This window comes from Mesorhizobium sp. P5_C1 (genome assembly GCF_054049815.1).
This window is the reverse complement of the sequence record NZ_JBFULQ010000167.1, coordinates 1-10954: the sequence shown is the minus strand read 5'-3', so window position 1 is coordinate 10954 and position 10954 is coordinate 1. Positions and strand designations below refer to the sequence as shown.

The 10954-nt window shown below is 63.5% G+C and carries 10 protein-coding genes; 3 read left to right on the top strand and 7 right to left on the bottom strand.

The window, feature by feature from the left end; genetic code table 11:
* On the top strand, nucleotides 1–597 hold a 597-nt coding region (gene lexA / locus ACXJ7R_RS15340; RefSeq protein ID WP_457152570.1), incomplete at its 5' end, for a transcriptional repressor LexA.
* Here lexA and ACXJ7R_RS15335 read toward each other — a convergent pair.
* Nucleotides 591–3053 carry a ComEC/Rec2 family competence protein gene (locus tag ACXJ7R_RS15335; RefSeq protein ID WP_457152569.1) on the bottom strand — a complete coding sequence of 821 codons (2463 nt, stop codon included), beginning with the start codon at nucleotides 3051–3053 and terminating at the stop codon, nucleotides 591–593. The two genes, lexA and ACXJ7R_RS15335, sit on opposite strands and share 7 nt — an antisense overlap.
* A gap of 102 nt (nucleotides 3054–3155) precedes the next feature.
* On the opposite strand from ACXJ7R_RS15335, the gene gltX reads away from it, so the two are divergent.
* Together gltX and gltA are read left to right on the top strand one after the other, a co-directional pair.
* The gene (gltX, locus tag ACXJ7R_RS15330; protein WP_457152568.1) at nucleotides 3156–4580 is read left to right on the top strand and encodes a glutamate--tRNA ligase; all 1425 of its coding nucleotides are present in this window, start codon (nucleotides 3156–3158) and stop codon (nucleotides 4578–4580) included.
* 184 nt (nucleotides 4581–4764) lie between these two features.
* Nucleotides 4765–6093 (top strand): citrate synthase, encoded by a 1329-nt coding sequence (gene gltA / locus ACXJ7R_RS15325; protein ID WP_457152567.1) that lies wholly within the window; start codon nucleotides 4765–4767, stop codon nucleotides 6091–6093.
* Nucleotides 6094–6124: 31 nt separating this feature from the next.
* Here gltA and lpxB read toward each other — a convergent pair whose 3' ends face one another.
* From lpxB to ACXJ7R_RS15295, 6 genes are all read right to left on the bottom strand, one after another.
* Nucleotides 6125–7300, bottom strand: a complete 1176-nt coding sequence (gene lpxB, locus ACXJ7R_RS15320) for a lipid-A-disaccharide synthase (RefSeq protein WP_457152566.1) — start codon at nucleotides 7298–7300, stop codon at nucleotides 6125–6127.
* Entirely contained in the window at nucleotides 7293–8195 is a 903-nt protein-coding gene (locus tag ACXJ7R_RS15315) for an LpxI family protein (protein WP_457152565.1), read from the bottom strand. The genes lpxB and ACXJ7R_RS15315 overlap by 8 nt, the downstream gene beginning before the upstream one ends.
* A complete protein-coding gene (gene lpxA, locus ACXJ7R_RS15310) occupies nucleotides 8182–9015 on the bottom strand; it encodes an acyl-ACP--UDP-N-acetylglucosamine O-acyltransferase (protein WP_457152564.1) in 834 nt (277 codons plus the stop codon). The genes ACXJ7R_RS15315 and lpxA overlap by 14 nt, the downstream gene beginning before the upstream one ends.
* Before the next feature lie 13 nt (nucleotides 9016–9028).
* Nucleotides 9029–9496 carry a 3-hydroxyacyl-ACP dehydratase FabZ gene (gene fabZ / locus ACXJ7R_RS15305; RefSeq protein WP_095081436.1) on the bottom strand — a complete coding sequence of 156 codons (468 nt, stop codon included), beginning with the start codon at nucleotides 9494–9496 and terminating at the stop codon, nucleotides 9029–9031.
* A complete protein-coding gene (lpxD, locus tag ACXJ7R_RS15300; protein WP_457152563.1) occupies nucleotides 9489–10547 on the bottom strand; it encodes a UDP-3-O-(3-hydroxymyristoyl)glucosamine N-acyltransferase in 1059 nt (352 codons plus the stop codon). Before lpxD ends, fabZ begins: the two co-directional genes overlap by 8 nt.
* A gap of 75 nt (nucleotides 10548–10622) precedes the next feature.
* Nucleotides 10623–10954 (bottom strand): BamA/TamA family outer membrane protein (locus tag ACXJ7R_RS15295; protein WP_457152562.1); only part of this gene is annotated, 332 nt, incomplete at its 5' end.

Genomic DNA, 10954 nt, shown 5'->3' with positions numbered 1-10954 from the left:
CTGGAGGAGCGCGGCTTCATTCGCCGCCTGCCCAATCGGGCGCGCGCGTTGGAAGTGCTGCGGCTGCCGGATTCGATCGCGCCAGGCCTCAACGCGGCAAAGAAGTTCTCGCCAAGCGTCATCCAGGGCAGCCTCGGTCAAGGCGGCCTTGGCCGGCAACTCAAGCCTGCATCTTCGCGGATGCCTTCGGCCGGCAATGACGACGACGTGGTCTCCGCCGTGTCGATCCCGGTCATGGGACGCATCGCGGCCGGTGTGCCGATCGACGCCATCCAGCACCAGACGCATTCGATCTCGGTGCCGCCGGACATGATCATGGGCGGCGAACACTATGCCCTGGAGGTCAAGGGCGACTCGATGATCGAGGCCGGCATCTTCGACGGCGATACCGTCATCATCCGCAACGCCGATACAGCCAGCCCGGGTGAGATCATCGTGGCGCTGGTGGATGAAGAGGAAGCGACGCTGAAGCGGTTCCGCCGCAAGGGTGCCTCGATTGCTCTCGAAGCCGCCAACCCGGCCTATGAAACCCGCATTTTCGGACCGGACAGGGTCAAGGTGCAAGGCAAGCTCGTCGGGCTGATCAGGCGCTACTGAGCAGGGCTTGCGACCGGCTTTTCGGGTTTGCGGTAGGGTGGCAGGCCCCTCGCCTCGCGCGAAAACTTGCGCTGCGTGTGCCAGGGCCGGTATGACCCGTCCACCGCGAAGCTGATCGTCGCAGGCGTGGTCGCAGATTGGCGATCGAAGAAGACGGCCGCACTACCCTTGCGGGCCAGTTGTCGCTTGGTGATGACGAGCACAAGTGGATTGTGACAGGGGTCATAGGCCGTGGCGTCATTGATGACGATCAGGTCGGCGAAGCCGCAGGCCATCCAGGCGTCCTTTCGGTCTTCGACATGCGCGATGATCGCACCGGATGGATGCTTGGCGAGACAAATGCCCGATGTGCAATAGAAAGGCGCTCCCGACGGCAGCTCGGCGGCATCGGCTATCTCGAATTGCCCGTCTCCTTTGCTGAACACCTCCGGTATGACGATGGTCTCGGATGTCAGCGCGCGTTTCCAGTTGTCGACCGTGAATTCGTTCGGGCGTGCCCGGCTGACGGCGAGTTCGCCACCCCCGATCGGCAGCGCAACCAGCCGGGCGTCCTCCGAGATCAGCACGTCCGGTGCGCGCGTGTCCGAGACGGTCAACAGGCCGGCAAGCGCGAACGGAAGGGCTGCGAGCCGCAGCCATGTCGTGGCCATCGTCGCGATGACCAAGGCAATCGCAACCAGCAGGACGGACTGCTGCGAAATCAACCCGACCGCGTCGACCGGCGAGCGCTGGGAAATCCATCCGGACATGGCGATCATCACCGTCAGGCCTTTGCCCATCACGTAAAGAAAGGGGCCATCGGCGCCAAAGGGCATCGCCAGCGCACTGAGGACGGCGAAAGGCATCACAACCAGCGAGACGATTGGCATGATGGCGAGATTGGCGAACAGGCTGAGCGGCGACACCCGCTGAAAATGCCAGATGGCAAACAGCGCCGTGGCAGAGCCGGCGATGATGGAGGTCATGGCAAGGCCGCCCATCGCCAACAGGAATTTTCTGGTGAGAAAGCCATGGAGAGATCGCCGTGGCGGCGGCGGTTTCGTTTTCGCCGCACGATGATCAGACCAGCCGGCATAGGCACCGACCAGCGCCGCGGTCGCCGCGAACGACATCTGGAAACTTGGGCCGACCACTTCATGCGGCGACACCGCAATGACCGCGATCGCCGAGATCGCCAGGTTGCGCATGGTCAGCGCCGCCCGATCGAACAGCACGGCAATCAGCATCACCGCCAGCATGATGAAGCTGCGCTCTGCGGCAACGACGACGCCTGAGATGACAAGATAGGCGGCGATCGAGAAAAGCGCGGCGGCCGCGGCGTATTTCTTGACTGGCCGGCGCGCGGAAAAGTCCGGAAACAGGGCGAAGGCGCTGCGCATCAGCATCATGATTGTGCCGGCCACCAGCGCCATGTGCAGCCCTGAAATGGAGATGACGTGGTAGATGCCGGTGCGCCGCATCGCTTCGTTGATCTCATCGGGAATGCCGGCGCGCACGCCGACGATCAGCGCCGCGGCGATCTCGCCTTCGGCGCCACCGATACTGCCCCTGATATGGTCGGCGATGGCTTCACGGGCATTTTCTATCCCCGAGGCAAGGCGGGCTGACAGCGGAATGTCGTCGTCATTGCCGGCGACAAGCTTTGGATTGCCGAGGAAAAACCCGCTGCCGCCAATGCCGGCGAAATAGCTGTCGAAGGAGAAGTCGTAGCTGTCCGGCCGCACCGGGCCGGTGGGCGGCAATAGCTTGGCGTAGCCGGTGACCAGCGAGCCTGGGGTTATCTCTGCCGGGATCTTTCGTGCCGAAAGCCGAACCCGCTCCGGCGCATAGCGCAATTTCGGCCTGGCTGTCGACGTCACGTCGATGGTCAGCCGGATGCGGCCGGACTCCATTCGGTCAAGCGAGACGACGCGGCCGGTCACTTGAGTCGAGATTTCCGAACCGAGCAACTGCGTTCCCGCCCGCCATGTCTCGACCTTGCCGGCGAGCAGGCCGAGCGTGCACAGCACCGCAGCCATGAAACAAAGATGGGCTTTCGGCCTGGAACGCGAGACGAACGCGCAGAGCCCCGTCAGAACGACGACCGCGACAGGCTTCGCAAAATCAGGTTCCACCGTCAGCGAAAAATAGCCGATCGCTCCGATCGCCAGACAGACCGGCACCAGCAGGAAGGCTACGCCTCGATCAAGCTCCAGGCCCGCTGCCGTGGCCACGCTGTGGCGCAGCCGAGGCAGCGATATCCGGCCGATTTGCCGGCGCACGCGCACGATCCTGCCAACTTCGGCAACAGGAGCGGGGGCGGAGACATCCGCTTGCAACGGCGGGTTGCCGGGGGCCGGCACGAGAGGTGATGGCAGCGGTAACGCAGCCGGCAGCGGCGTCGCAAACAGGGACCGTTCGCTGACGCCAATAGCGGCGTCCTCGCCCTGATCCGAGCCCCGGCCCCGTCCAGCCATCGGGTCTGCCCCTTGCGCCCTCGACACCCTATGCTACATGAACGCGCAACGCGCGAAAGTCCGCGCAACCACACCCCGCTTCAGATGGTTTCCGAGAGTTTCATGTCCGACAAGGTCGTCACCCGTTTTGCCCCCTCGCCCACCGGTTACCTGCACATAGGCGGCGCGCGCACGGCGCTGTTCAACTGGCTGTACGCAAAGCACACTGACGGCACCATGCTGCTGCGCATCGAAGACACCGATCGCGAGCGCTCCAACGATGCCGCGACCGCAGCCATTCTCGACGGGCTTTCCTGGCTCGGCCTCTCCTGGGATGGCGAGGCCGTCTCGCAGTTCGAGCGCGCGCCGCGTCATCGCGAGGTGGCCGAGGAGCTCGTGCGCATGGGCAAGGCCTATTACAGCTACGAGACGCCTGCCGAGCTCGAGGCAATGCGCGAGGCAGCACGCGCCAAGGGCCTGCCGCCCCGCTATGACGGCCGGTGGCGTGACCGGGACCCCTCCGAGGCGCCCGCAGGCGCCAAGGGCGCCATCCGCATCAAGGCGCCGACCACGGGCGAGACGGTGGTGCACGACCGTGTCCAGGGCGAGGTGCGCTTCCCCAACAAGGATCTCGACGACTTCATCATCCTGCGTTCGGACGGCAACCCGACCTATATGCATGCCGTCGTCGTCGACGACCACGACATGGGCGTCACCCACATCATCCGAGGCGACGACCATTTGACCAATGCCGCCCGCCAGACGGTGATCTACGACGCCATGGGCTGGGACGTGCCGTCCATGTCGCATATCCCGCTGATCCACGGCGCCGATGGCGCCAAGCTGTCGAAGCGGCACGGTGCGCTCGGCGTCGAGGCCTATCGCGCCATGGGCTACCTGCCGGAGGCGTTGCTGAACTACCTGGCGCGCCTCGGCTGGAGCCATGGCGACGACGAGATCATGTCGATCAAGGACATGATCTCCTGGTTCGACATCGGCGATGTGAACAAGGGCGCCGCCCGCTTCGACTTCGCCAAGCTCGAGGCGCTGAACGGCGTCCATATGCGCCGCATGAGCGATGCTGAGCTGTTCGACATCTTCATCGCCACCCTGCCCTATCTCGAGGGGGGGCCGGCGATGGCCGCGCGCCTCGACGACAGGAACAAGGCGCAACTGCTGGCAGCGCTGCCCGGCCTGAAGGAGCGCGCCAAGACACTGGTCGAACTTGTCGACGGCGCCGCCTTCCTGTTTGCCACCCGGCCGCTGCCGATCGACGACAAGGCGGCACTGCTGCTCAATGAAGACGCGCGCAAGATCCTGCGCGGCGCTCACGAAGCTTTGACGACCCTGTCAGGTGACTGGACGGCCACTGCGGCTGAAGCCGCCGTGCGCGACTATGCGCAGGCCGGCGGCCACAAGCTTGGCGCCGTGGCCCAGCCTTTGCGCGCCGCCCTGACTGGCAAAAGCACCTCGCCGGGTGTGTTCGACGTGCTTGCCGTGCTCGGCCGCGAGGAAAGCCTGGCGCGCATAGCGGATCAAATCGATTAGGAGCGAACTGGCCCAAGAAGATTGGCATTGAAAGGCGCGTTTCGCAGTGCAACATTAGGCCCTGGCCCAATCTGGCACGCACCTCCTAGAATGCGGTGGCGAATACGCGCATTGCGGTGATTTCGACGTGTCGCTCTGCGGAATTTTGCCTTTGCCGGCATGAGGAAACAAGAAGGAGTTTGCAATGACCGAAGCTACGAAAAAACTGGATTTGGGCGGCAACACCCACGAGGCCACGGCAACGCTTGAATTCGCCGGCAAGACGCACGAGTTCAAGGTGCGAAGCGGCTCGGTCGGGCCTGATGTCATCGACATCGCCTCGCTCTACAGCACCACCGGCGCCTTCACCTACGATCCCGGCTTCACCTCGACCGCAAGCTGCGAGTCCGAAATCACCTTCATCGACGGCGACGCCGGCATCCTCTTGCACCGCGGCTATCCGATCGACCAGTTGGCCGAACACGGCGACTTCCTCGAGGTCTGCTATCTCCTGCTCTATGGCGAATTGCCGACCAAGGCGCAGAAGGACGATTTCGATTACCGCGTGACGCGCCACACCATGGTGCACGAGCAGATGTCGCGCTTCTTCACCGGCTTCCGCCGAGACGCGCACCCGATGGCGGTGATGTGCGGCGTCGTTGGCGCGCTGTCGGCCTTCTACCACGACTCCACCGACATCTCCGACCCCTACCAGCGCATGGTTGCCTCCATGCGGCTGATCGCCAAGATGCCGACGATCGCGGCGATGGCCTACAAATACCATATCGGCCAGCCCTTCATTTACCCGAAGAACGAGCTGAACTTCGCCGCCAACTTCCTGCATATGTGCTTCGCCGTGCCGTGCGAGGAGTACAAGATCAATCCGGTGCTGGCGCGCGCCATGGAGCGCATCTTCATCCTGCATGCCGATCACGAGCAGAACGCCTCGACCTCGACCGTGCGTCTTGCCGGCTCATCGGGTGCCAACCCGTTCGCCTGCATCGCCGCCGGCATCGCTTGCCTGTGGGGCCCGGCCCATGGCGGCGCCAATGAAGCGGCGCTCAACATGCTGGGCGAAATCGGCCATGTCGACCACATCCCGGAATTCATCGCTCGCGCCAAGGACAAGAACGACCCGTTCCGGCTGATGGGCTTTGGCCACCGCGTCTACAAGAACTACGATCCGCGCGCCAAGATCATGCAGAAGACGGCGCATGAGGTGCTGGGCGAGCTCGGCATCAAGGACGATCCGCTGCTCGATATCGCCATGGAGCTGGAAAAGATCGCGCTGACCGATCCCTATTTCATTGAGAAGAAACTCTACCCGAATGTCGACTTCTATTCCGGCATCACGCTTAAGGCGCTGGGCTTCCCCACCACGATGTTCACCGTCTTGTTCGCGGTCGCCCGCACCGTCGGCTGGATCGCGCAGTGGAAGGAGATGATCGAGGACCCGCGCCAGAAGATCGGCCGCCCGCGCCAGCTCTATACCGGTGCGCCGGAGCGTGACTACGTGCCGATCGCCAAGCGGTGATCGAGGCTTTCCGGATTGAGAAAGGCGCCCGTCAGGGCGCTTTTTTTATGTGACGAAGCACGACACCCGCCGCGATCTCGCCGGACGGCTTGTCGGTCGCCATGCGCCGGGTAATCTCGGCAAAACCTTGCTTCTGCCAGGCGCGCATCCCGCTGTCGGCAAACAGCGCTTCCAGTTGCCGGGTCAGATTGTTCGGCTTGACGTACTCATTATAGAATTCCGGGACCAGCGCCCGATCCGCGATCAGGTTGGGCAACAGCGCCGACCAGACGGACAACAGGTAAGGCGCCACGACGCGCGCGACGGGATCGAGTCTGTAGCAGGAGACCATCGGCACACCGGCCAGCGCCAGCTCCAGCGATACCGTCCCCGACGCGATCAGCGCCGCATCGGCCTTGCCGAAGGCCTGCCATTTGCGTTGGGTATCAAGGATAATCTCGGGTTTCTCATCCCACCGTGTGACCGAGGCCCTGACGAGGTCGGCGACATGCGGGACGGTCGGCAGCAGCAGCCGCAGGCGATGCCCGCGCGCATGCAGCATCGACACCGTCTCGCCGAACGGCTCGAGCAGCCGTCGCACCTCGCCGCGCCTCGAACCAGGCAGGACGAGCAGTGTCTTGACGCGATCCGGAGACGCAAGATCGCGCGGCAGATCCTGCGCCTTGGCAGCACCGAGCACGCCTGCATCATGGGTGAGGCGATGCCCGACATAGGTTCCGGGCGGGCCGCCCAGTCGTTCGAGTTCCTTCACCTCGAACGGCAGGATGCAGAGTACATGGTCGACATAGGGCTTCATGGCCACCGCCCTGCCCGGCCGCCATGCCCACACGCTTGGGCAGACATAGTGGATGATCGGGATCGACGGATTGGCCCCACGCACCTTCCTGGCGACGCGCAACGAGAAGTCAGGACTGTCGATGGTGACGAGGCAATCGGGCTTCTCGTCCGCAACAGTTTTGGCCAGCTGGTTGATCCGCCGCATCAGGCGTGGCAGGTCGCGTAGAATGGCGCTGAAACCCATCAGGGCGATCTCGCCGGCATCGAACGGCGACGTCAGTCCCAGCGCCTGCAAATGGCGGCCGCCGAGGCCGACGAGCTCCACCTCGCGCCTGGTAGCCTGCTTGAGCGAACGCACGATGTCGGCGCCAAGCAGATCGCCCGACTCTTCGCCGGCAACAATCGCAATCTTCAATGCCCTGTCAGGCATGATGCGGCTCCGTAGCGGCAGGCAGACCGATGACGAACAGGCCGAGGGCGTTGGCGCGCGCGACGGTTTCAGGGCCTTCGAGAACCAGCGAACGTCCCGCCTCGACGGCAATGCCGGCAAGCCCGGCCGCATGTACCGCCTCGATCGTCTGCGGACCGATGGAAGGAAGATCCGCACGCAGTTCCTGGCCAGGCTTGGCGCATTTGACCAGCACGCCGCGGGTCTTGCCCGCGATACGGCCGTGGCCACGCAACAGCTTCGCGCGATCAAGCAGTCCGGCTGTTCCCTCGATGCCTTCGAGTGCAATAGTGCGGCCACCGACTGCGATCGCCGCCTGGCCAATATCCAGCGCCCCAATCGCCTTTGCCGCTGCAAGGCCTGCCTCGATGTCGAGCCAGTCCGATTTGCGTGGCGAGGCCTTGGTCAGGACACCCTCGGCGGCGACGAGGTCTGGCACGATCTCGTGGGCGCCGACGATCTTTATGCCTCGTGCTTCGAGACCTCGTGCCACCACCTTCAGCAAGCCATCGTCGCCACGCGCCAGCGCCATGACCACCAGGGGAATCACCGCGAGCAGGCTGAGACTGGGCCGCAGCGCAAGCAATCGTGGCCTGCGCTTGATCTCGCCCGCAAGCACCAGGTGGGTAATCCGGTGCCGCCTCAACAAGGGTATCAGCGAGCCGATACCTTCCAGAGCGAGGCTTTCATGCTCATACCGGGAGAGCTCCGCCATGCGGTCCACCTCGCCTTCCATCAGGATGACAAAGGGAGGATGGCCTCGTTGCGCCGCACCGGCCGCGACTTCGACCGGCAGGCTGCCGCCGCCGGCGATGATGCCGACCCTGGCGCCCGATGGGAGATCAAGACCGGCTGCCGCGGTCTCAGCCTTCGTCATCGACATCGTCGCCATCGCCGCCCTTGAGCGACGGCACCGCATAATGCCGCTTGCCGCGACTGGTGATGAAATCGACGATCTTCATGGCGGTCGGCGACGACGCGAATTCGGCCTTGGCGAATTCGATGTTCTCGCCAACGGTGCGAGAGCGATCGAAGATCATCTTGTAAGCCTTGCGCAGCACATGGATTTCGGACCTCGGCAGGCCAGAACGCTTCAGGCCAATGATGTTGAGGCCGCGCAGACTGGCGCGATTGCCAACCGCGATGGCATAGGGAATGACATCGCCCACGATCGCTGAGCAGCCGCCCAGAAAGGCATTGTCGCCGACACGGACAAACTGATGAACCGCCGTCAGTCCGCCAATATAGACGTTGTTGCCGACCTCGCAGTGGCCGCCCAGCGTCGCTCCGTTGGCGAACGTCGCATTGTCGCCGACGACGCAATCATGGGCGATGTGGGCGTAGGCAAGGAAATTGCCATTGTCGCCGATCGTCGTCTCCCCGCGGCTGGAATCGGTGCCGAGATGCATGGTCACGCCTTCGCGGATCGTGCAGTTCGTGCCGATGACCAAAGTGGTGCGGCCGCCCTTGTGCTTGGTGTTCTGCGGCGGCCCGCCCAGTATTGCCATCGGGTAGACCTTGGTCGAGGCACCGATGGTGGTCGCGCCCATCACCGAGACATGGCTGACCAGTTCGACGCCGTCGCCGATCACCGCATCGGCGCCGACATGACAAAACGGCCCAATGCGCACGCCTTGACCGATTTGGGCGCCCTCCTCCACGACAGCGGAAGCATGAATGGATGTCTTGATTTTCATAAGCATTCGATCGTCAGTCGCTGGTGACCATCATGGCTGAAATCTCGGCCTCGGCCGCCTTGGCGCCGTCGACCATGGCTTCACAAGCGAATTTCAGCAGGTTGCCGCGTTTCTTGATTTTCTTGACATGGATCCTCAACTGGTCGCCGGGAACGACCGGTTTGCGGAATTTGGCATTGTCGATGGTCAGGAAATAGACCAATGACGGCTTTTCAGTGCGCAGGCTGCGGATGCAGATGGCGCCGGCCGTCTGCGCCATCGCCTCGACGATGAGCACTCCCGGCATCACCGGCTGCTCGGGGAAATGGCCCTGAAAATGCGGCTCGTTTATGGTCACGTTCTTGATGCCGACGGCGGACTCGTCGCCATCGATGTCGACGATGCGATCGATCATCAGGAACGGATAGCGGTGCGGCAGGAGCTTCATGAGCCCCATAATGTCGACCGCTTCCAGCGTAGTCGAAGCGATCATGTCAGCCATTGCCTCCCTCGCCCTGTTTGCGGGTCCTGGCGAGCTTGCGCAGCATGGCTATCTCCCGCATGGCTTCCGCCATCGGCTGTGCCGGATAACCACCCCAGATCTCGCCTGCAGGGACATTGCTCATAAACCCACTTCTGGYGGCGAGCTTGGCCCCAGACCCGATGGTCAGGTGATCCGCAAGCCCGACGCCGCCGCCCATGGTGACATTGTCACCCACGATCACGGAACCCGAGATACCCGAAAGCCCGGCTATTATGCAATTGCGGCCGATGCGGACGTTATGGGCGATCTGTACGAGATTGTCGATCTTGGTGCCCTGGCCTATGATCGTATCGGACATGGCGCCGCGATCGACGGTGGTGTTGGAGCCGATCTCGACATCGTCCTGGATAACGACACGGCCGACCTGCGGCACGCGTTCGGGTCCCTTGGCGCCGCCGACGAAGCCAAAACCATCCTGGCCGATCCTGGCGCCTCCATGGATGATGACGCGGTTGCCGATCAAGGCATACTGGATGCTGGCGCCTGGACCGACATAGCCGTCGCGGCCGATCTGGCAGGATTGTCCGATGACAGCGTTGGGCGCGATGACCGTACCGCCGCCGATCGAAGCACCCGGCCCGATGACGGCACCTGCCTCGATGACAGCACCTGCCTCGACATGCGCGGTCGGATCGATATGAGCATGCGGCGAGACACCGGTTTCACTGGTCATTGGTCCCGGTGTCGCGGCCGTCGGGAACAGCAGACGGCCGACCAGCGCGAAGGCCTGTTGCGGACGCGGATGAATGAGTACCGCGATGCCGGCCRGCGCCTTGCTGGCGAATTCCGCCGGACACAGGACCGCGGCCGCCCGCAGCGACAGCATCAGCGCGGAATTGCGTTTGCCATCGACGAAAACGAGCGCATTCTCGCCGCCCTCATTGGCCGGCGCGAGCGCTTCGATCGAGATATGGGATTGGCCGGAATCGACAAGCACCGAGCCGGTCAGATTCGCGACTTCGCCCGCCGTATACCGGCGTGATGGCGCGAAGAACACCGGATCGGTCATTCCAGAAGCTATATCCAGCTAGGTCGGAACATCTCTCCCGGACCTGAAAAATCCGGGAGCATCGTTGGCCGTCGATCAGAAGCGGGTCGATATGCCGAAATTGAACTCCTGCACGTTGTCGGTCGCTTCCTTCTTGACCGGGATCGCATAGTCGATACGGATCGGACCGAACGGCGATGCCCACATCAAGCCGAGGCCGACCGAGGCGCGCAGCTTCAGGTCAGTCGACGTCTGGGTGACAGCCGCATTCTCGATCTTGGTGCCATAGAGCGTTGCTGCGTCCGCGAACACCGCGCCGCGCAGCCCGAAGCTCTCCGGAATGACTGGCAGCGGGAACTGGGCTTCGGCCGAGGCATTAAAATAAGTCGTGCCGCCGAGATGGTCACCCGTAACACTGTCCACAGGGC